Here is a 21281-nt window from a genome sequence, read left to right as displayed (position 1 = left end):
GGCTCAGACCTGCATGATCTCGGCCTGCTTGGTTTCAAGCGCGGCGTCTACGTTCTTGATCATCTGGTCGGTCAGGTCCTGGACTTCGCTTTCCCAGAACTTCTGATCGTCTTCTGACATGCCGTCAGCCTTGGCTTTTTTGATCTGGTCCATGCCATCGCGACGGACGTTACGGATCGAAACACGGGCGTGCTCGGCATATTGCCCGGCAACCTTGCCCAGCTCGCGGCGGCGTTCTTCGTTCAATTCGGGGATCGGCAGCATGATGATGGTGCCGTTCAGCTGGGGGTTGATGCCCAGACCACTTTCGCGGATCGCTTTTTCAACCTTGCCCACCAGGCCTTTGTCCCAAACATTCACCGTCACCATACGCGGTTCGGGGACGTTCACGGTGCCGACCTGGTTGATCGGGGTCATCGACCCATAGGCATCAACCATAACTGGTTCCAGCATTGACGCCGACGCACGGCCCGTTCGCAGCGAAGCGAATTCAGTTCTAAGGTTGCCCATGGCGCCATCCATACGGCGCTTCAGATCGTCGGTGTCCAGTTCAAAATCGTCAGACATGCTGCTCACTCCCCGTCTTCAGGTGATGTTTGCATGGCTCATAGTCCATCGCAAATGGGATGTATAGCAATGATGATCTGGAATTGAGCCAATGACCAGAGGTGTTTCTGGCATTTTCGGGTTCTTTCAATGGCAACTGAACCGGCCAACATTGATGTCAGCCGGTTCGACCATGTGCATAGGAATCAGGCGTTTACATCGACAACAACACGGCCTTTGACCTGCCCTTTTAGGATATCCGCACCTAATTGAGGCAGATCGCCCAGGGTCGCGGGATGAACCATTGCCTCGAGCTTGTCCATCGGCAGGTCGGTTGCGACGCGTTGCCATGCGCGCACCCGGTTGTCATAGGGCTGCATCACACTATCGATGCCAAGCAGGTTGACACCGCGCAACAGGAACGGAATGACGCTTGCGGGCAGCCCTGCCCCTCCGGCCAGACCAACGGCTGCGACTGAGGCACCGTATTTCATCTGACCCAGCACTCGGGCCAACATCTCGCCCCCCACCGCGTCAATGCACCCGGCCCAGGACTCGCTTTCCAACGGGCGTTTCACGGTTTCATTTAAAACCTCGCGTGGGACTATCGTGGTGGCGCCGAGTGATTTCAGATATTCACCCGCCTCTGGTCGACCTGTCACGGCAGCTACCTCATAGCCCAAATTGGCCAGAATGGCGGTCGCAACCGAACCAACACCGCCAGCGGCCCCGGTCACCAGTACAGGACCATGTCCCGGCTGCATGCCTTGATCCTCAAGCGCCATAACCGCCAACATCGCTGTGAATCCGGCCGTGCCCACAGCCATGGCCTGACGTGTGTCCAGACCTTCGGGCAATGGAACCAACCAGTCGGCCAGAGCGTTGGCTTTCTGGGAATACCCGCCCCAATGCGCTTCACCCACACGCCAGCCAGTCAGAACGACCTTGTCGCCGGGATTATAGCGATCGTCCGAGGACGCCTCGACCGTGCCGCTGTAATCAACGCCGGGTACGTGCGGATAGCTGCGCACCAGCCCGCCGCCCTTCGGCGACATGCAAAGGCCGTCCTTGTAGTTTACGGTCGAGTACTCAACAGCGATTGTCACTTCGCCATGGGGCAGATCCCCAACGGAAAGCTGTTTGACCGAAGCGCTTGCCAGTCCGCTGTTTTCGTCCTTATCCATTACCAACGCATTGAACATTTCAACTTTCCTTTCTTTTCAACCAGTCACCAGCCTTTGCTGAACTGATAATTCCCGTTCATATCCAGAACTTGTCTCGCACGGTTGCGCCACGCATTCCGTCCGGTGTTTCAATTTCAATCCGTGTGCCGGGTTCCCAATGGCTCAGTTTGACCATTCCAATTGAAACATTGGTGTTGAAATCCGGGGACCATGCGGCCGACGTAATCTGGCCAATCCGCTTGCCTGCAGCCACTACCGGCCAAGGGCGGTCGCATGGTGGTACAGCGTCGCCGTCGATTGCGATCGGACGGATTTGTTGCACCGGCCCCTCCTTGGCCACGCGCAGCAGAGCGTCTCGGCCAATACAACCGATCGCCGTATGGGTGTTACAGAACTTGCCTAAACCGCATTCATGCGGCGTGTTGTCGTCGGTCATGTCGTTGCCGTATGACAGTAACCCACCCTCAATCCGTTCGATCAGATTGGGACAGCCCGCACGGACTTGCAGGTCTTCGCCCGCCGCAAACAGCGCGTTCCACAAGGGCATACCGATGTCCGAACCCTCGACATAGATTTCGAAACCACCTTGTTTGGAATACCCGGAACGCGCGATTGCAAGTTCACGTCCCTCGAACTCGAACTTGTCGAATTTAAAGAAACGAATGTCACGCACCCGGTCGCCAAAAACACGGGCCAGCAGGTCATCCGCCTTCGGCCCCTGTATCGCCAGCGGAGACACATCGGGTTCGTCGACCAGCACATCCAGACGGTATCCGTTGGCAATGCCCTTGACCCAAAGCAACAGGTCGCTGTCGGCGATCGAAATCCACCACCGATCTTCCGAAAGCTTCACCGCCACAGGATCATTCAGCATTCCGCCTGTTTCATCGACAATGGGAACGTAAAAGCACTGACCGGGCAACATCCGCCGCAGGTCCCGTGGCGTCAGCATTTGCATCAGCCGCGCGGCATCCGGCCCACGCAGTTCGACCTGCCGTTCGCAGGAAACATCCCAAACCTGCACATGGGTTTTCAGATGCCGGTAGTCCGCTTCGACGGATTCAAAAACAGTGGGCAATAACATACGGTTATATACCGTATATCCCTTAACCCCAGCAGCTTCGACACCATCCGAAAAAGGTGTTCGGCGCAGGCGACGCGAGAGTGAGATCTGAGCCACTTAAGCCTCCTCAGGCAGAAAAACCAGATCGCTCACCGGTGCAGCAGAACCTGTTTCGGTCAGCATTTGATGCAGCTGGCCCCGGTGATGTGTTTGGTGGTTGAAGAAATGATTGACGCATTGCGCATACGGTTTCGTGACATCGGCTTCTTTGGCGGCCGAGAACCATGTGAACGGGCCGCGCAGGTCCTCGTCATTCAAGGACACAGCCCATTGGGTGATCCGCTGGTCAATCTGATCGCGCAGCGGCAACCATTCTGCCAGATCGGCGCAAAGTGACGGGCTTTCCGGGATGCCGCCGCCGGGACCGTGCCCTTTGTCAAACCGCGACATCCATATCCAGTCCCCCCAAAGCAGATGATTTGCCGTGCCCAGGATCGAACCAAAAAACGCTCCGCACTCGCGGGTCAGGTCCTCATTCGAAAGTGCGGCAAGAAACCCCTTCAACTGACTGTTTTGCCAGTGATTATATCGGGCCATCTCTTGCGCATAGGCGGCGGTGATCATCACTTTGGCCCATGCCAGTCAATTGGGCAGATTTCGGCAGATTTTCCGCCAAAATCCCAGACACGGCCGTAGTCGCGCACCTTGGACTTGGTGCCGCGGGCCACGATGATGTCCGGACCCATCCAATATTTCGAGTTTGACACCATGACCGGATGCTCGGGGTCCTTGCCGCCCAGCATCTCAATCTCACCCTGAATCTTGCGGCCAATCGCGATGCGGCGTTTGTTGCCGTCGCGCTCAATCTGAACCGGAGCGCGCTCGGCCCCGATAATCTCGCTGACCAGCATGGTAAACAAACCGGTGGTCCCGCCCGCCTGACCGCTGAAGATCTGCAACAGCCCGTTGTAGGCCTTGCCGCTGGCACGCTCATCGACATAAGCGGCCACTTTCCACTGCCCTTCGCCCATTCGGCCCGGAATATCGACCAGCAGCCCGACATTCAGACCGGACAGGTCTTCGCCTTCATAGTGGCCCTCATCAACGATAATACCCATCCACGCGTGGCAATGCCCCTCAGTCGGAGGATGCGCGCCCAATGAAACCACGCAGGGGCAGAACACATCGCACGAGCAGTTCAGGATCAATTCGCCTTTGATTGCCCAATCTGTCGGGCTCATCTCGCGCCGCTTGGGATTAGGCATACGGCTGTCAATGCGCTGACTGATCGGCAGCTTGTCGGCCTCGGGTTTTCTGTTCTTAGCCATAGGCTTATCCTCCGTAGCTTATTGGATAGACGAGCAGAACAAGACCGCCCGCAATCAATGCAAATCCCATCGGTCGGGTCACTGCGTGCCCGATCTGGGGTAGTTTCTCCAAAACCATGAACAGGGTCGCGAGACCCATCCACAACAGGCTCATGACACCGCCAACAAAACCAAGCGCCATGAAGCCCCAGCAGCAGCCCACACAGAATGCGCCCAAACCCAGCCCCATGCGCAATCCGCCAGTGAACCCGGTTTTCCAGTGCCCCAGAAAATAGGACATGGGGGCATGGCAGACGCCGTGGCAGACCTCTTTCGCGCGGGTGAACTGAAATGCGCCGACGGCGATCATCAAGCCGCCTGCGAAATACCTGGATTTACCGATGCCCAGCATGTCAACGACCCCACCAAACAAAAGCGCCAACTGAACACCGGTGATCAAAGCTGCAAAGCCAACCCAGACGACCAGATATCCGGACAGAACACCCAACCAACCTGCGCGCGAGCCATTGGCGCTGCGGATCAGATCGTCATAGCTGCGTAACGTCGGCACGAGCGTCGGCAGCATCATCGCCGCCATCATGATAGCCCACATCCAGAACAGCGGGCCAAACTCGGCCATGGGCATATACATGTCCATACGCGGGTCCATGGCCGCCATGGCCTGACCCATTGGGCCGGGGCGACCGATCCAATCCAGATCCATGTCGCGGCTCATTGTGAACATAACCGACCACGCGGACAGGATCAGGGCATAAAACCCCAGCCAAAATGCGGTGCGTAGAACTGTGCGACTCACGCGCTCCTCCCGACTCAGTCCTTGCTTTTCAAATGTCAGACTTTTAAATGTCAGACAAATAAAAATTCACCAACGGTCCCCGGAATATGAAAATCGACCCCAAAAAACCTGCTGATCTGTCGGCTCAGATCGCTCAGGCTATTCGTGACGCAATCATCTCGGGCGAATTGATCGTGGATGAACGTTTGCCCTCCGAGGCAGAATTGTCCGAGCAATTCCAGGTATCTCGCCCAACCGTGCGCGAGGCTTTGAAGCGTCTTGCGGCGCAATCCCTGATCCGCACGCAACGCGGTGCAAGCGGTGGTGCATTTGTGAACCGGTTAAGTTTCGAGGGTGCGTATTCCCAACAGATCACGACCTCGACCCTGCTACTGTCGATGAATGCAGTCAGTTTCGACACCGCCTGCGAAGCGCGCTTTGCGCTCGAACGCGCCTGCGCCGCCTTGTCCGCGCAACGCCGTACAGCGGATCAGTTGGCCACCATGCGGGCCGAAGTTCACCGCCAATCCCAACCCGGCCTGACGGATGAGGCATTCTGCGCCTCGGACGTGGCGTTTCACCGAGCCCTGGTGGATGGCGCAGGCAATCCCGTGCTGTCTTATCAACTGGCCGGCGCGGTCGAAGCCATGCAGCCATTGATGAACATGATCACCTTCACGGCGCGGTCCCGGGAAGCAATTATTGCCTTCCACAATCAGATCGCCAATGCGCTGGAAAATCGCGACTCGACCAAAGTGGACGCGACGCTAGTTGAGCTTGAGAGCTACACAAGACAATTGGCGCAAGACGTGGCGCAGCAGCGACGTAGTCCGGCGTAAGGAAGATGAAATGACCACCGCTTTGAACGTGATTGCAGCCCTCATGACCATTGGGTTCGGCTTGTTCGGGTTTCTCGCGCCCAGCTTTACTTTGGGCGCGCTGGATCTGAGCACCACCAACAGCAACATGGGACTGAGCGAGATGCGTGCTTCGGTCGGCGGGCTTTTCGTCGTCACTGGCGTGGCTGTATTGTTCCTCAACAACCCGATGGCCTACGCCATGCTGGGGGTTGTCTACGCGGGCGCGGCATTGGGCCGGTTTGTTTCAGTCTTTCTGGACAACCCACCGTTGGTCAAGGCGGCTACTTTTGGTGGAATCGAACTGGTCCTTGCACTTTGGTTGATACTGGCCAACATCAACAGGGCCGCCTAACCCACTGTAATTATTTCCAACGCCCGGCAAGATTCCCGGTTTGCATCTACCCGCAGGCTCACCTATATAGGGTATGTCCTTCGGGACTATGGACATAAACGCGCTCGTAATAAGCGGATCGGACCCGGGGGCGGTACCCGGCGGCTCCACCAACATCCTTCATTTGGGGATCATGGGGCCGAAATAGGATCGACGAACGTCTAAAGGGGTTAGCTTTGTCTCGGCGGGGTGCCACCGTATCGGCCCGAAAAGTACAATTGCAAATGACAATCGTGCTCCGGTTGCAGTTGCTGCGTAAGCAGTAGCAAGACCGAAACTTAAGTCCTTGCGCCTAGCCGCGTAAGGCGGGGTTCGCAGGTACCTGGCAACAGAAACCTGCACTTTCCACTTAAAGTCTGAGTTTTTCGCTGGGCATGTACATGTTCAGAGTTTTTTCACTTTTTGGTCTCATGCTGACCCCAGCAGAATAAGGAGAGCTGGGATGTCGCACGCAGATCTACTCAGAGAGTGGTATTCCGAGGTTTGGGAAAACGGCAATACCGACGCGATTGACCAATATTTCGCCCCCGAAGCCATGGCTGAAGGGCTTATTCCGGAAATGCAGGTCGGTGCGGATGATTTCCGGGATCTGGTCATGGCCTTTCGCCATATCCTTGGGGACATTCAGGTCGATATGCCCAAAATCATCGAAAACGGCGATTGGGTATCCGCCATCATTCACCTGCGCACAACGCGCGCCGATAATGGTGCCCCGCTTCAGGCCACCGGCAGCGTCATGGGGCGGATCAAAAACGGCCGAATGGTTGAGGCGTATAACCAGTTCGATTTCATCTCACTCTTCGAACAGCTCGGCCAGTTCCCGCAGGACACTTTGCCTGTGTGTATGACCGGTCAAAGGCTGGATTGGGCCTGACCAAATAAGCAATCTTGACCCCCTCGGCGCTTACGCGGTAGCAAGTGCCATGGGGTAAGATTGCGAACACCCCGTGAGGCGTCAGCCCAAGTTTCGCATGTATCCGACAAAACCAGGAGACATGCTGTGCCCGCGCCAAACTCGATCACCCCAAAGCAATTGTTAAGACTGATAGGTACGCCGCAATCCCCCATTCTGATCGACATCTGTATGGATGTGGATTTTGAGGCTGACCCGTATCTTATCCCCGGCTCAATACGCCATCCTGCGAAAGATATCGAAGGGCTGGTCAACCTGATCGGTGACCGACCTGCAGTCGTAATTTGCCAGAAAGGCAAGAAACTCAGCCAGGCCGTCGTTTCTTTGTTGCGGGGCGAAGGTGTTCAGGCCGAGTATCTGGAGGGCGGTATGTTTGCGTGGCGAGACATGCCAGACGCGCCGCGTGTGCCTGCGAAGGCGTTTTCGATGCTGCAGCCCGAAGGATCCCTTTGGGTAACTCGACACCGACCAAAGATCGATCGCATCGCCTGCCCCTGGCTGATCCGGCGGTTTGTGGACCCAAATGCCCGGTTCCTGTTTGTTGCCCCGTCGGAAGTCGACGCCACCGCTGCAATATTTGACGCGACCCCTTTTGACATCGAAGGCGCTCATTGGAGCCACCGGCAAGACAAATGTACCTTTGACACTATGCTGGACGAATTCGCACTACACATGCCCGCGCTGGATCGGCTTGCAACGATCGTTAGGGCCGCAGACACCAATCGCCATGACCTTGCACCAGAAGCTGCCGGGTTGCTTGCGGTCTCTGTCGGGTTGTCCCGGCAATACCGTGACGATCACGAAAACCTTGCTGCAGGAATGCATCTGTACGATGCGCTGTATCGCTGGGCGCGCGACGGGTTTGAAGAACAACACGACTGGCCAATGGATCGCAAATCATGACTCCGACCCTATCGGAGCTGGTTCGTATCTTTGGACGCATCGGGCTTTTGTCCTTTGGGGGGCCTGCGGCTCAAATCTCACTGATGCATCAGGAATTGGTGGAAAAACGCCCGTGGCTGGACGAACAATCGTATCTGCGGGCGCTGTCCTTTTGCATGCTGTTGCCCGGGCCCGAGGCGATGCAACTTGCCACATATGCCGGCTGGCGGCTGCGCGGTGTGACCGGAGGGTTGATCGCCGGCGGCCTGTTCGTTATTCCCGGCGCGCTGATCATCGCCGTTTTAGTAGGGCTTTACGCAGCTTTTGGGGACCTGCCTCTGGTTCAGGCCGCTTTCCTTGGTGTGAAGGCCACGGTAATCATCATTGTCCTTCAGGCGCTTAGAAATCTGTCACGCAAAGCCCTGACCGATGTGGAACACCGAGCAATCGCCGGATTGGGCTTTGTTGCAATCTTTGCCTTTAACCTGCCTTTTCCCTTGATCATTCTGGCTGCAGCGCTTTGGGGGTATCTGAGCTTCAAGGGTGAGGCCAACACCGCCCAAACACCCCCTGCCCCAAGTACGACGCGCCCGCTGCGCGCCTGTGCCATCTGGCTGACCCTATGGCTTGGCCCATTGGTGTTGCTGAGCGTGACTGGTCAGAAATTGCTGAGCGATCTCGGGTGGTTCTTCGCCCGTCTGGCGGTTGTTACGTTCGGCGGCGCCTATGCGGTTCTGGCGTATATGACCCAAACCGTCGTCGACAAGTATCAGTGGATCAGCACAGATCAGATGATTGATGCGCTGGGGCTGGCGGAAACAACGCCGGGTCCTTTGATACTGGTGACGCAATTTGTGGCCATGCTGACGGGGCAGATTTCAGGCGGCTTCCCTTTGGCACTTGCCGCTGGCGCGGTGGCACTTTGGGCCACGTTTGTTCCGTGTTTCCTGTGGATCTTCCTTGCCGCGCCCTATCTTGACCAATTGGCCGCCCGTCCACGGCTGTCCGCAGCCTTGCACGGGATAACGGCGGCGGTTGTTGGCGTGATTCTCAACCTTTCCGTGTGGTTTGCTCTTAACGTTCTTTTCGGAACAATCCCGGAATTGGCATGGGGACCCCTAACCATCCCATGGCCCGAACTTGCAACACTGAACATAAAAGCGCTGCTTTTGACGTTCATGGCCGGGGTGTTGATATTCAAGCTAAAATTCGGCATGGGAATGACCCTGGCTCTGATGGCCGTGGCCGGAATCGGTTTTCATTTTCTTTGAACAATCCACCAACTCCCGGTCTTTCGTTTCCGAACGAATCCCCTATGCTTGGGATAACCACTTTTGAGGATCACACATGTCGCAGGACATCGATTATGGAACCCTGATGCACACCGCGATGCGCGGCCTCATTCAGAAGGTTCTGACCAACGTTTCTGAAAACGGTCTGCCTGGGGCGCATCATTTCTTTATCACGTTCGATACACGGCAGGACGGAGTTGAAATAGCTGACTGGCTGCGCGAACGTTACCCCGAAGAAATGACGGTCGTCATGCAGCACTGGTTCGAAAACCTTGAGGTCGGCGACAATGGTTTCGCGATCACCCTGAATTTCGGTGACGCGCCCGAACCGCTTTATATTCCGTATGATGCGATCAAAACTTTCGTGGACCCGTCGGTTGAATTCGGGCTGCGTTTTGAAAGCCCGGAGGACGAAGAAGAGGTCGCAACCCATATCGTTGATGAAACGATTGAGGTTGAGGAAACTCCGATCCAGCAAGACGCGGATGTCGTTTCACTGGACAGCTTCAGAAAGTAGGCTCAGACTTACAAACCCCGCCTCTCGCGGGGTTTACTGTTTTTCGAGGAACGTATCGACCGAGCGGGATTTAATCCCGTTACGGAACCGCGAAAAGGACAGGTTCAGCCCACCCTCGGCCAGCGTGCGATCGAACTGCTGCAATTCATAGCCACCGTTTTCATCAATGAACAACGAGAACACCGTCAGAGTCTCGCCCTCGATCCGGCCCCACACGAACGGTTCGCCTTGCATTGGGTCCAGGGGCACCTCGTGACCAAACACATTGCGTTTCATCGCCGCTGAATACACGTCGGACCTGTCAGATTGCTTGAAATCGATCGAGAAGGATTGATCTTTGACCCGGCCATCCGGCTTATAGGTCGTGGTCTTCCAGCTGACGTTAAATCCCTCTTTGGTTTGATGGATCGAAACGCTCATATCGCGTGGGGTTTCGGTACCGTCATCGTCAACCAAATTGGCTGAACCTACGTAATCCCCGATAAAGGGCGTGATGTCCCCGGCCTGGGCCTGAAGATTGGCAAAGACAAGCCAGAATACGGCACCCACCGCGAATGCGATAAGCCGCAGCGGATTAACCCCGTTAAATTGCAGCACCTGACCCTCCAGCGTTTTGATCTTGCTATTCTACCCCAGTCACAGGCGCACACAATGGTCCTAGCACCTGTGTATCAAAGAAAAATGCCCCACCCCAACGCCTATACCTTTGGTCGGCTTACGCTTATGGTGCGCGCAACTGGCCGATTGCGCGATGACGCCGTCACGGGTAAACGGCATACGACTGCATACTAGACGGAGTGACCGATGTCCCAGACCCGCACCGAATCCGACAGCTTTGGCCCGTTGGAAGTTCCCGCCGACAAATATTGGGGTGCACAGACTCAACGCTCGATCATGAATTTTCCGATCGGCTGGGAAAAGCAACCCGTCGCTATCGTACGGGCGCTGGGCGTTATAAAAAAGGCCTGCGCGATGGAGAACAAAGCCATCGGCAAGCTGGATGCCAAGATCGCCGACGCTGTTATCCAGGCCGCGGGTGAAGTGATTGAGGGTAAGTTTGACGACAACTTCCCGCTGGTCGTTTGGCAAACCGGTTCGGGCACTCAGTCGAACATGAACTCGAATGAGGTCATCGCAAACCGCGCGATTGAGATCATGGGTGGTGTGATCGGTTCAAAAGAACCGGTGCACCCCAACGACCACTGCAACATGGGGCAGTCGTCGAACGACACTTTCCCGACAGCAATGCATATTGCCACCGCCATGAGCGTGCGCGACGTATTGCTGCCCGGGCTTGAGAAATTTGCATCCGCGCTGGAAGCGAAAGCCAAAGAGTTTGCCGGTATCATCAAGATCGGCCGCACACACACTCAGGATGCGACCCCTTTGACCCTGGAACAGGAATTCGGCGGCTATGCGCACCAGATCCGCCAAGGGATCGCTCGCGTCGAGGCTGCAATGCCCGGCATCTATGAACTGGCGCAAGGCGGTACCGCTGTCGGCACCGGCCTGAACACGCATGATGGCTGGGATGAGGCCGTCGCCAAGAACATGGCTGACATCACTAACCTGCCCTTCGTAACGGCACCGAACAAGTTCGAAGCCCTCGCTGCACATGACGCCATGGTGTTCCTGTCAGGCGCGCTGGCGACCATTGCTGGCTCTTGCTACAAAATCGCGAATGACATCCGGTTCCTGGGCTCTGGCCCGCGGTCTGGTTTGGGTGAGCTGATCCTGCCTGAGAATGAGCCGGGTTCGTCAATCATGCCCGGCAAGGTGAACCCGACGCAGGCCGAAGCGCTGACTCAGGTGGCCGCGCATGTAATCGGGAACGATGCGGCGATGAAATTCGCTGGCTCACAGGGTCATTTCCAGTTGAACGTCTACAATCCGATGATGTCGTACAATCTGCTGCAATCCATTCAGCTGCTGGGTGATGCCACCGACAGCTTTACCGAGCGTATGCTGCTGGGCATCAAGGCCAATGAACCGCGCATCGACAAGCTGATGAAGGAATCGCTGATGCTGGTCACGGCGCTGGCCCCGACCATCGGTTACGACAACGCCACTACTGTCGCCAAAACGGCGCATAAGAACGGCACGACCCTCAAGGAAGAGGCCATTGCGCTGGGCTTTGTTGATGAGGAGACATTCGATGCGGTTGTCCGGCCCGAGCACATGATCGGCCCCAAATGATCGCGTGGCGCAAACCAACCTGCCTGTGCCTGCTTATTGCGGGCACAGCGACCTCAGCTCAGGCTGACCTGTTCGACCTGATCGACTCTCGGCTGGAATGGATGCAGGACGTTGCTGCGTTCAAACACGCCAATGACCGCCCGGTCGAAGACCTTGAGCGTGAGAAAGTCGTAATTGACAAAACCTTGGAACAAGCAGCGCTTGCGGGCGTTGACCCGGACAGCGCGCAGCTTTTTTTCGAAGTGCAGATCGAAGCCGCGAAAGAGATTCAATCCTGTTGGATTGAACGGTGGACCGAAGACCATACCTCTGTTCCCGAAAACTATGCGGACCTGACAACCGAGGTACGCCCTGCACTGTTGGATCTGGGCGGGAAGATCCTTGAGACATTGTCCGATCAACCACCGGTCTCACCCTCGTCGCAGGCCGATTTTCTGGACACCGTGAGTGTCGAATGCCTTTCAGATGACAGCAGCGCGGAATTGTTCGATAGTCTGACCAAAGTGAGACTTGCGCAATGACGGAACCGGTCAATCTGAACAAATATCGAAAAGAAAAAGCGCGGACCGAAAACAAGGCCCGCGCTGATCAAAACGCCATTACTTTTGGGCGCAACAAGGCCGAAAAGGATCTGGCGAAAAAACAGCAGCACAAGCTGAACCAAGACCATGAAGGCCGTAAGTTGGACAAATGAGCGGACGCCCAGTCAAACGATCCCTGACGCTGAAAGGCCATCGGACATCCGTATCGCTGGAAGATGAATTCTGGCAGGCGTTCCGGACCATTGCCAAGGAAAAAAACCTACCGATCAACGCTCTGGCGGCCGAAATTGATATCGAGCGTGACCCGGACATCGGACTTGCATCGGCCATAAGGGTTTTCATTCTAAACTGGTATCAATCCAAGTAAATCAGTCTTGCTCTGACATCCTGAAACCGCTTACAGTAAGGGGGAACAAAAGGAGTACATGCCGGTGGTTGATACAGTTCTAGGGCCAGACGGAAAACCACGCTGCGCGTGGTGTCAGGCCGCGCCCGAGTTCTTTTACTATCACGATCAGGAATGGGGGTATCCGGTTGGTGACGACCAACGCCTGTTCGAAAAGCTATGCCTCGAAAGCTTTCAGTCCGGTCTAAGCTGGCGCACCATCCTGTCTAAGCGCGAGAATTTTAGGAAAGCCTTCAAATCTTTTGATATCAACGCAGTAGCCGCGTTTGATGATGCAGATACACAGCGTTTGTTACAAGATGCAGGAATTGTGCGACATCGCGGAAAGATCGAGGCCGTGATTAACAACGCACGCCGCGCGCAAGAGTTAATCGCTGCCGAAGGGTCTCTGGCCGCATATGTGTGGCGATACGAGGCGGATACACCGCCTGCCCCGCAAACCGCTTCAACGTCGCCGGAGTCTGTGGCGATGTCGAAAGACCTGAAAAAACGGGGCTGGAAGTTTGTCGGGCCGACGACCGTGTTTGCCTTCATGCAGGCAATGGGGCTGGTGAATGATCACGCCGAAGATTGCGTCATGCGTGAAAAAGCGGCGCAGTTGCGCCGCGAATTCACCAAACCCCAATAGTGTTTAGACTGACGCGCGGAAAATCTTGTCGATGTTTCCGCCCAGGGCCGCGTTGAACTCGGCATCGGATTGCTGTTTTGACAGGCCTTCGGTCAACGCGCGCGAGAAAGACGCGATCATCTTACCGTTCTGGCCCAGCAGATCGCAGGCCTGTTCCGTCGAATAACCGCCCGACAGCGCAACCACGCGCAGAACACGCGGATGATCGGCCAATTCGTCATAGAGGTTAGCTTGGTTAGGAATCGTCAGTTTGAGCATGATGTCCTGTCCGTCAGCCAATTGATCAAGGTTTTTCAGGATTTCAGCCTTAAGGATGTCTTCGGCTTCGGCTTTGGTGGCGGAGTTGATGTTCACCTCAGGCTCAACAATCGGAACCATTCCGGCAGCCACGACTTCGCGCGCAACGTCGAACTGCTGTGCAACAAGGGCCGCGATGCCTTCGGCGTTTGCCTCATGAATGACCGAGCGCTCCTTAGTGCCGAAAACACCGTCGGCTTTGGCCAGTGTTGCGGCCAGACCCGGGATGGGTTTCATCATCTGAACGCCATTCGCTTCGTCTTCCAAGCCTTTGTCAATCTTGAGGAAAGGTACTATGCCTTTCACTGACCACAAATAGTCGGCGACCTTCTGACCATCAATTTGCTCGCCCAGAGTGCGTTCGAACAGGATCGCGCCGATCACTTTGTCCTTGGTGAAATCATCCGCCAGAATGATCCGCGCGCGCATTTTCTGGATTTCACCGAACATCTCTTCGTCCGAGCTGTATTCAGATGCGTCCACGCCATAAAGCGCCAGCGCCTTGGGGGTCGAGCCACCGCTTTGATCCAATGCTGCGATGAATCCTGCGCCGTCGGACATTTGTGTGCGCTGTTCTGCTGATGACATAAGACTTTCCCGTTCAATATGATTCCGCGATTTAAAACCGCATACAGCAAGGCGTGAAAGGATGGTAGTTTGTTAGCGCTCAACCAAGCGCAACCAAATTCCGTCTTTCGATCGAACGGTCAAATGCGCGATCGGAATCGGCGTTTGTCCAGCGACCAACTCGAACCGGAAGTGTCGCAAAAGCATGGATAACAGAAGCGGCCCCTCGATCATGGCGAATCCGGCACCGGGACACACGCGGGACCCCGTCGAGAACGGAATGTAGGCGTTGCGCTGGCAGGTCTTTCCATTCTCAGTTCCCCACCGGGTCGGATCAAATTCGTCGGGACGTTTCCAGAGCCTTACCTGCCGATGCAGATGCCACGGACTGATCACGATTTGCGACCCTTCGGGGATATCCCTGTTGCGAAAGCGTTCGGGGCATGTCGCCTCACGCACCATCATCGGCACGGGCGGGTAAAGCCGCAGCGCTTCGCGGAACACGTCCCGGCTGAGTTTTAGGCGAGACATTACAGCAAAATCGGGCGTGTCGAGCGCCACAGCTTCCTCGGCTAGCCTGTCCTGCCATTCGGGATACAAGGCCATCAGGTACAGCGTCCAGGCCAGCGCGGACGCGCTGGTTTCGTGTCCGGCAAGAAAGAAAATCGCCACCTGATCAACCATTTCCTGCGTGTCAAACCCACGCCCGGTTTCGGGATCACGCGTGGTCATGATCTTGGTTGCCAGATCATCCGGCGCGCCGCCACGAGCGATCAGTTCAGCCCGACCCGCCGTAAGACGCCGGATTAGCGCCCTGATATCCTTGGCATTCTTCTTGGTGCGTCTTGAATGCAATCGCGGCAACCATTTTGGTAGAGGGACAAAGGCCGCAATGTTCAGAATGGGTTGTTCGCGCTGATAGCTGCGAAACTTGTCAAAAACCTGAGCGGCAATTTCGTGTTCGATGGGCACCGAAAACAAGGTGCGAAAGATGACATCCGCCGCGATATGGCTGGTGACCTCTTCAAACTCAACGACGCCACCAGACTGCAAGCGCAACCGATCCACCGCTGCTTGACCAGCCGCGTGCATCGCCGGAAAGGTATCTTTCAAACGGCCGCCTTCGAACGCGGGATCAATGATCCTGCGCTGCCTCTTCCAGGTGTCCCCATTGGTCAGGAAGACAGAGTCCCCCAGCAACGGACGCAGCCCTTCACTTATGCGGTTTGATTTGGGAAAATCATCAGGGCGTTTTTTCAGAACTGTGTCGATCAATTCTGGCTGATTTACCAAATATGATCGAAAGAACGGCGTGCGAAATTCGGCCATCCAGGCGCGGTACAGCTTATGGGGTTGGGCTGACAGAATATCCTTGCGAAACAACCTCAGATACCGCCAAAGCGATACTTTATCGGGGCGCGAAGTTGGCTTGGGCGGCGTCATACCTTCACCGAGATGTATTTTGAGACCGGCTTATCCATCCGCGATTTCGACGGTGCCCGTCCCTCAAACCTCTGACCTAAGGTTTGAGGCCCGGCAGTGATGCGAAAATAGTCATACCGATCGGGCTTGTCGAAGGCGCAAAGATACTGGAAATGCAGGCGGAAGAATTTCCATCGCAAGTTCTTCCAGCGTTCGGGGGACAGGGTCTGGGTAAAGGCCGCAGACAGAACCAGCGGCCATTTCTTTTCGGCGGTGGCGACACCGCTGACGGAAACCGGATCGCACAGCGCAAAAGAACAGCCATCACCGGGGGCCGAGACGTCGACCCAGGTCAGGCCTTCCTGCGTGGACAAGAATTTCAAGTCCGCCCTCAAACCCTGCGCCTCGGGTAGAAATGATACCATGGGCACGACCTGCCCCAATGTCAGGAACGAAAACGCGGGGCTGTCGTCGCGCTGCCTGCTGTCTCGGATAACATCGGCCAGAACACTGACACCCAGATGGGCCCCTGAGCTATGCCCGACGACCAGCACCTCGTCTGCGTCTGAATTCAGCGCCTCTTGGATCAAAGCACCGAATGCACGCAGGCGATTGCGTAATTCAACTGGCGTCGCCCCTTTGAGTTTTGCGGAATAGGCATAATCATGCATCAGGTAATAAGCAAAAAGCTGGCCGTCTTGCTGGCGAAACCAGCGCATCAAACCGTAGGCGGCACCAACTGCAAGTATTACGCCGAACCAATCGATAAACGGCGTCAAAACCCATGTTATGGCCCCGGCTAGCAAGATCGCCAACAGCAGTTGAGCCACCAACATTCCAACCGGGTACAGTGCGGCAATAACCGGCCCCTTGCGCAACCGCATCAGGCGCCACAGCGTTCCGGACGACATATAGATCCATGCGGTCCGCACCAGTTGCAGATAGGTCGCCGGGATCGAGTTGGACATGCTGTCACGCACCAGATCCGACCAGACGAGAACCTCCACATCAACTTGAACTTCGACCCCGTCCTGACGTGATGTGACATGCCATCCATAGGGGCCATCGCCTGACTTGGCGGACGTCGAAATTTCATAGCCGGAAATCTCGGCCTGCAACTTGCTTTCGGTTCTATACAGCTCACGATACCGCCGCGGCGGAATCGGGTCATAGCCGGGTATATAGAATACCCGGCGTTTACACACTCGAGGTTGATTTTTCTGACTGCTCATGGCCTTACCTTCTGCAGCGCAGGTTAACGCAGGCTAAGCGTCAAGGTAAGTCAGATCAGCAAATCATCCGAAATTCGCCAGTGCCGGGAATGTCTCTAACAGCCACCAGCTGAATTCAGTGAACAGACCGGTGATCAGCATGATGCCCACGAATAGCAACAAGCCCCCCATCACCTTTTCAATGGTGCCCATGTAAGGCTTGATCCGGTTCATCACCGACATCGACCGGTTCAGGAACATCGCAGCCAGCAGGAATGGAATACCCAGGCCCGCCGCATAAACGCCCAACAACAGGGTTCCCCGCGCGACCGAGGCCTCGGACGCGGCCAGCGACAAGATCGCCCCCAGCTGCGGCCCAATGCACGGTGTCCAGCCAAAAGCAAAGGCCAGACCAAGGATATAAGCGCCAAACACAGATCCACCGGAATCACCAGTCTCAATCCGCGCTTCGCGGTCCAGAAACGGGATACGGAAGACGTTCAGAAAGTGCAGGCCAAAGACGATGACCACTGCGCCAGAGATCTTTGCGAACAACACCTGATTCTGCAGGACAAACACTCCGAAGGCAGAAGCGGTGAAACCCAGCAACAAAAACACCGTAGACAGGCCCAAAACAAAGAACAGGGCGGCCAAGGTTGCCTTGCGGCGTGCTTTCGCCTCATCCTGCATTTCGTTGATCGTCACACCGCTCATATAAGCCAGGTACGGCGGAACGATGGGCAGAACGCAGGGCGACAGAAAGCTGATCAGCCCGCCCAGCATCGCGATGAACATGGCAGGCAGCAGGCCCGCGTCGATGATATCTATTCCGAACATGTTCAAGCACATATGGTATGAGGCGGCCAACGTCACGGGGCCAATCGGTCACATCCTCGTGGTTGCACGCTGGACACCCCGCCAAAGTGGAAATATCTGAACCTTATGTCAAATCCATCAGAAACACTCGATGCGCTGGGTCTGTTGTGCCCTTTGCCCGTCCTGAAAGCGCGCAAGCGTTTGAAATCCATGCCTGCGGGGGCCGTTCTGCGCGTGCTGGCAGATGATCCTGCCGCCATAATTGATGTCCCGCATTTCTGCGTCGAGAGCGGGCACCAATTGCTGTCGCAGGAAGACGCGGACGGCCATCAGATCTATTTGATCCAGAAATCTCACTAAGATCGGCCAAAAAGAAAAAGGCGGGCACCTGGCCCGCCTTTTCTTGTTACTGACCTAGTGACCACCAGCCACGCCGCTTGGGTTTGGCGGGCTGCTCTGGCTCTTCGGCTACGACCTCCAGAACCGGCTCAGGTGCTTCTTCAACCATGATTTCCACTGGTTCCTGCAGATCTTCTGAGATCACCTCAGCCACAGGTTCGGGTTGTTCAGCCTCTGCAGGTTCAACCTGTTTTTCAACGGCGCTTTCCGCTTCGGGCGTGGGCAGTTCTGCCACCGCTTCGGCCTGTTCAACCTTTTCGGCGGTTTCGACAGGAGCTTCAACAGGTGCTTCTGTCACACCAGTTTCCTCGGCCGGCGCTTCAGGGCTTGCGGCCTGGGCATCTTTGCTCACAACAGCTTCAGCGGCGACTTCTTCCGTAGCTTCAACAGGTTCCGCGTCCTTCTTCTTGCGGCGCGGTGCACGGCGGCGCTTGGGCTTGGCCGCATTTTCTTCTTCGGCAGTCTCAGATGCTTCACCCTCAGGTTTTGCGTCATCCGCCGCTTCGGTTTTGGCTTCATCCGATTCCTCGGACGCCGCTGCGTCACCCTCTTCCGCGTTCACCTCAGGAGTTTCGTCAGAACCATTGCTCTTTTTCCGACGGCGACGACGACGCTTGCGCTTGGGCTTGGCATCCTCTTCGGCCTGAACGGTGGCTTCCTCTTCGACCGGCTCTTCCTCGCTGGCGTCGACAAGATCCATCAGGGACGCATCCACGGAAACAACGGGCGCGCTGGCTTCGGGAACGATCCGGCTTGCCGTCTTGAATTTCTCCATCGAGAAATCCGGGCTGACCAGATGTACGTCGCCTTCAACACGTACAGACAGGCCATAACGGGCCTCAATCTGAGCGATATGCTCGCGCTTCTGGTTCATCAGGAAGTTGGCGATACTGACAGGGCAACGAACAAGCACCTCGCCTGAGCGGCGGCGCGTACCCTCCTCCTCGATCTGCCGCAGGATCGACAGCGCCATATTGTCGTCCGACCGGATCAGACCGGTTCCGTGGCAAGCCGGGCATGGCTGGGTGGTCGCCTCCAACATACCGGGACGCAGACGCTGGCGGCTCATCTCCATAAGGCCAAAGCCCGAGATACGGCCAACCTGAATACGCGCACGGTCGGTTTTCAGCCGTTCCTTCATACGCTTTTCGACGGCGAGATTGTTCTTGCGCTCGTCCATGTCGATAAAGTCGATGACGATCAGACCGGCCAGGTCGCGCAGACGCAGCTGACGAGCCACCTCTTCTGCGGCCTCAAGGTTGGTCTTAAGCGCGGTTTCCTCGATCGAGCCTTCTTTCGTCGCCCGACCCGAGTTCACGTCAATCGCCACCAGCGCTTCGGTCACGCCAATCACGATATACCCACCCGATTTCAGCTGAACAGTCGGGTTGAACATCCCCGCCAGATAGCTTTCGACCTGATAGCGTGCGAACAGCGGCAGCGCATCCTCGTACCGTTTCACGTTCTTCGCGTGCGACGGCATGATCATCTTCATGAAGTCCTTGGCGATGCGATAGCCGCCTTCACCCTCGACCAGAACCTCATCAATTTCGCGATTATAGAGATCACGGATCGACCGTTTGATCAGATCGCCTTCTTCATAGATTTTCGCCGGCGCAATCGATTTCAACGTCAGCTCGCGGATCTGCTCCCACATGCGTTGCAGGTATTCATAGTCTCGCTTGATCTCGGATTTCGTCCGCTTAGCACCGGCTGTCCGGATAATCAGACCCGCACCGGTTGGAACGTCAATTTCCGCAGCAATTTCCTTGAGCTTTTTACGGTCCGGCGCATTGGTGATCTTACGGCTGATCCCGCCACCACGGGCGGTATTTGGCATCAGAACGCAATACCGACCTGCCAGAGACAAGTAGGTGGTCAGGGCAGCGCCCTTGTTGCCACGTTCTTCCTTGACGACTTGCACCAGCAAGACCTGGCGGACCTTGATAACTTCTTGAATCTTATAGCGACGTGGCCGCGGCTTGCGAACCGGGCGAATGTCTTCGCTGTCATCTTCGTCGGCGACGGATTCAATTGAATCGTCCTTCGCGGTGGCATCGGGCCGCGTTTCTTCTTCGGACTTGCCCTCGTTTTCTTCGGTCGCGTCCCCCGAAGCTTCGGGTGCATCTTGTGCCTCTGTTTCGTTAACTGCGTCATCGGACTTGTCGGCAGCTTCTTCATCTTTCGCTTCTGTCGCCTCGATTGCAGGCGCATCAGAGCTATTAGCTGCCTCGCTACCGTCTTCGGACAAAGCACCTTCAGCGTCTGCTTCAGGCGCCCCCGCATCATCACCAGGCTCTTCTACCGGTGTTTCAGCAACGCGATCTGCCGGGGATGTCCCCTCAAGGTCCGGGCCATCAGCGCCGTCTTCGCTTTCGTCCAGATCAATGGTTTCCATACCGGTGGGTTCGTTCGACACTTCAATCGACTCGACCGCATCGTCGGATTTCACGTCCGCAGCCTTCGTCCGCGACCGCGACCGGCGTTTCTTCGGCTTGGCCTCTTCGGCTTCGTCACGCGCTTTCATTGCCTCAGCATAGGCGCGCTCTTCTTCCATCAGCGCTTCGCGATCGGCCACGGGGATCTGATAGTAGTCCGGATGGATTTCCGAAAACGCCAGGAACCCATGCCGGTTCCCACCATAATCCACAAAGGCCGCCTGAAGTGACGGTTCGACCCGGGTTACTTTTGCAAGATAGATGTTGCCAGCAAGCTGGCGTTTGTTTTCGGATTCAAAATCGAATTCCTCGACCTTGTTTCCGTCAACCACCACGACGCGGGTTTCCTCCGCGTGGGTGGCATCGATAAGCATTTTCTTAGCCATGTGTCCTTGGTGCACCGCGCCAAACGCGTTGTCCTTACCCGTCCGGGGGGACAGGCGCTTTTGGGGTGGTGTCTTGTCAGGGCGATTTCGGACGGCGCGCGGCAGGGTCTGGCGCTGTGGCCCCCTGCCCGTATACTCAATCGTTGCGCGCGCGTCATCGCGGTTCTTCTCCGACAGGCGCAGATCTAACCGCCGCCTGCCCATTTATTCCTTTCGCCCGCT

At 56.3% G+C, this 21281-nt stretch carries 24 protein-coding genes and 1 other RNA gene; 13 read left to right on the top strand and 12 right to left on the bottom strand.

The window, feature by feature from the left end; genetic code table 11:
- Nucleotides 1-3: 3 nt before the first annotated feature.
- The 6 genes from frr to AC2FLA_RS02980 form a co-directional block, all read right to left on the bottom strand.
- Complete coding sequence (frr, locus tag AC2FLA_RS03005; protein WP_058271567.1) at nucleotides 4-567, bottom strand: ribosome recycling factor; 564 nt, start codon at nucleotides 565-567, stop codon at nucleotides 4-6.
- Nucleotides 568-752: 185 nt separating this feature from the next.
- Nucleotides 753-1748, bottom strand: coding sequence for an acryloyl-CoA reductase (gene acuI, locus AC2FLA_RS03000; protein ID WP_496720361.1), 996 nt, complete (start codon nucleotides 1746-1748; stop codon nucleotides 753-755).
- A 58-nt stretch (nucleotides 1749-1806) separates the two neighbouring features.
- Entirely contained in the window at nucleotides 1807-2910 is a 1104-nt protein-coding gene (locus tag AC2FLA_RS02995; RefSeq protein WP_496720359.1) for a dimethylsulfoniopropionate demethylase, read from the bottom strand.
- Complete coding sequence (locus AC2FLA_RS02990; protein ID WP_496720357.1) at nucleotides 2911-3417, bottom strand: DinB family protein; 507 nt, start codon at nucleotides 3415-3417, stop codon at nucleotides 2911-2913. It abuts the gene before it with no gap.
- A complete protein-coding gene (locus AC2FLA_RS02985; protein ID WP_282118485.1) occupies nucleotides 3417-4121 on the bottom strand; it encodes a DUF1326 domain-containing protein in 705 nt (234 codons plus the stop codon). The genes AC2FLA_RS02990 and AC2FLA_RS02985 overlap by 1 nt, the downstream gene beginning before the upstream one ends.
- A gap of 4 nt (nucleotides 4122-4125) precedes the next feature.
- Nucleotides 4126-4917, bottom strand: coding sequence for a DUF2182 domain-containing protein (locus AC2FLA_RS02980; RefSeq protein WP_496720355.1), 792 nt, complete (start codon nucleotides 4915-4917; stop codon nucleotides 4126-4128).
- Between the two features lie 86 nt (nucleotides 4918-5003).
- Here AC2FLA_RS02980 and AC2FLA_RS02975 point away from each other — a divergent pair, with 86 nt between their 5' ends.
- From AC2FLA_RS02975 to AC2FLA_RS02945, 7 genes are all read left to right on the top strand, one after another.
- Entirely contained in the window at nucleotides 5004-5735 is a 732-nt protein-coding gene (locus AC2FLA_RS02975) for a FadR/GntR family transcriptional regulator (RefSeq protein ID WP_496720353.1), read from the top strand.
- A 10-nt stretch (nucleotides 5736-5745) separates the two neighbouring features.
- On the top strand, nucleotides 5746-6108 hold the full coding sequence (locus AC2FLA_RS02970; RefSeq protein WP_058277883.1) for a DUF4345 family protein: 363 nt from the start codon (nucleotides 5746-5748) through the stop codon (nucleotides 6106-6108).
- 36 nt (nucleotides 6109-6144) lie between these two features.
- Nucleotides 6145-6490, top strand: a transfer-messenger RNA (tmRNA) gene (gene ssrA / locus AC2FLA_RS02965).
- 99 nt (nucleotides 6491-6589) lie between these two features.
- A complete protein-coding gene (locus AC2FLA_RS02960) occupies nucleotides 6590-7021 on the top strand; it encodes an ester cyclase (RefSeq protein ID WP_282168355.1) in 432 nt (143 codons plus the stop codon).
- Nucleotides 7022-7147: 126 nt separating this feature from the next.
- The gene (locus AC2FLA_RS02955; RefSeq protein WP_496720351.1) at nucleotides 7148-7963 is read left to right on the top strand and encodes a chromate resistance protein ChrB domain-containing protein; all 816 of its coding nucleotides are present in this window, start codon (nucleotides 7148-7150) and stop codon (nucleotides 7961-7963) included.
- Entirely contained in the window at nucleotides 7960-9213 is a 1254-nt protein-coding gene (gene chrA, locus AC2FLA_RS02950) for a chromate efflux transporter (protein WP_496720350.1), read from the top strand. Before AC2FLA_RS02955 ends, chrA begins: the two co-directional genes overlap by 4 nt.
- 76 nt (nucleotides 9214-9289) lie before the next feature.
- Nucleotides 9290-9751 (top strand): SspB family protein, encoded by a 462-nt coding sequence (locus tag AC2FLA_RS02945; protein ID WP_496720348.1) that lies wholly within the window; start codon nucleotides 9290-9292, stop codon nucleotides 9749-9751.
- Nucleotides 9752-9784: 33 nt separating this feature from the next.
- Here the strand turns inward: AC2FLA_RS02945 and AC2FLA_RS02940 are convergent, their stop codons facing one another.
- Complete coding sequence (locus AC2FLA_RS02940; protein ID WP_496720347.1) at nucleotides 9785-10348, bottom strand: hypothetical protein; 564 nt, start codon at nucleotides 10346-10348, stop codon at nucleotides 9785-9787.
- A 207-nt stretch (nucleotides 10349-10555) separates the two neighbouring features.
- Between AC2FLA_RS02940 and fumC the strand changes: the two genes are divergently transcribed.
- From fumC to AC2FLA_RS02915, 5 genes are all read left to right on the top strand, one after another.
- On the top strand, nucleotides 10556-11947 hold the full coding sequence (gene fumC / locus AC2FLA_RS02935; protein ID WP_496720345.1) for a class II fumarate hydratase: 1392 nt from the start codon (nucleotides 10556-10558) through the stop codon (nucleotides 11945-11947).
- Nucleotides 11944-12468, top strand: a complete 525-nt coding sequence (aroQ, locus tag AC2FLA_RS02930) for a gamma subclass chorismate mutase AroQ (RefSeq protein ID WP_496720343.1) — start codon at nucleotides 11944-11946, stop codon at nucleotides 12466-12468. Before fumC ends, aroQ begins: the two co-directional genes overlap by 4 nt.
- Entirely contained in the window at nucleotides 12465-12641 is a 177-nt protein-coding gene (locus AC2FLA_RS02925) for a DUF4169 family protein (protein WP_496720342.1), read from the top strand. Before aroQ ends, AC2FLA_RS02925 begins: the two co-directional genes overlap by 4 nt.
- Nucleotides 12638-12856 (top strand): ribbon-helix-helix domain-containing protein, encoded by a 219-nt coding sequence (locus tag AC2FLA_RS02920; RefSeq protein ID WP_496720340.1) that lies wholly within the window; start codon nucleotides 12638-12640, stop codon nucleotides 12854-12856. The genes AC2FLA_RS02925 and AC2FLA_RS02920 overlap by 4 nt, the downstream gene beginning before the upstream one ends.
- A gap of 64 nt (nucleotides 12857-12920) precedes the next feature.
- On the top strand, nucleotides 12921-13523 hold the full coding sequence (locus AC2FLA_RS02915) for a DNA-3-methyladenine glycosylase I (RefSeq protein ID WP_496720338.1): 603 nt from the start codon (nucleotides 12921-12923) through the stop codon (nucleotides 13521-13523).
- Between the two features lie 3 nt (nucleotides 13524-13526).
- Here AC2FLA_RS02915 and AC2FLA_RS02910 read toward each other — a convergent pair whose 3' ends face one another.
- The 4 genes from AC2FLA_RS02910 to AC2FLA_RS02895 all read right to left on the bottom strand — a co-directional run bounded on the left by AC2FLA_RS02910 (nucleotide 13527) and on the right by AC2FLA_RS02895 (nucleotide 17857).
- Nucleotides 13527-14408 carry a fructose bisphosphate aldolase gene (locus AC2FLA_RS02910; RefSeq protein ID WP_496720336.1) on the bottom strand — a complete coding sequence of 294 codons (882 nt, stop codon included), beginning with the start codon at nucleotides 14406-14408 and terminating at the stop codon, nucleotides 13527-13529.
- 72 nt (nucleotides 14409-14480) lie between these two features.
- Entirely contained in the window at nucleotides 14481-15830 is a 1350-nt protein-coding gene (locus AC2FLA_RS02905) for a cytochrome P450 (protein WP_496720334.1), read from the bottom strand.
- Entirely contained in the window at nucleotides 15827-17041 is a 1215-nt protein-coding gene (locus AC2FLA_RS02900) for a hypothetical protein (RefSeq protein ID WP_496720332.1), read from the bottom strand. Before AC2FLA_RS02900 ends, AC2FLA_RS02905 begins: the two co-directional genes overlap by 4 nt.
- Before the next feature lie 63 nt (nucleotides 17042-17104).
- Complete coding sequence (locus tag AC2FLA_RS02895; RefSeq protein WP_058271899.1) at nucleotides 17105-17857, bottom strand: cytochrome c biogenesis CcdA family protein; 753 nt, start codon at nucleotides 17855-17857, stop codon at nucleotides 17105-17107.
- A 105-nt stretch (nucleotides 17858-17962) separates the two neighbouring features.
- On the opposite strand from AC2FLA_RS02895, the gene AC2FLA_RS02890 reads away from it, so the two are divergent.
- Nucleotides 17963-18196: a sulfurtransferase TusA family protein gene (locus AC2FLA_RS02890; protein WP_113790691.1), complete on the top strand. Its 234-nt coding sequence runs from the start codon at nucleotides 17963-17965 to the stop codon at nucleotides 18194-18196.
- 46 nt (nucleotides 18197-18242) lie between these two features.
- Here AC2FLA_RS02890 and AC2FLA_RS02885 read toward each other — a convergent pair whose 3' ends face one another.
- Nucleotides 18243-21059, bottom strand: coding sequence for an Rne/Rng family ribonuclease (locus AC2FLA_RS02885; protein ID WP_496720466.1), 2817 nt, complete (start codon nucleotides 21057-21059; stop codon nucleotides 18243-18245).
- Between the last annotated feature and the right edge of the window lie 222 nt (nucleotides 21060-21281).

The sequence above is a fragment of the Ruegeria sp. CDSA033 genome, from assembly GCF_059612305.1.
The sequence above is the reverse complement of the archived record's forward strand: the minus strand, read 5'-3'. Positions and strand labels throughout refer to the sequence as shown.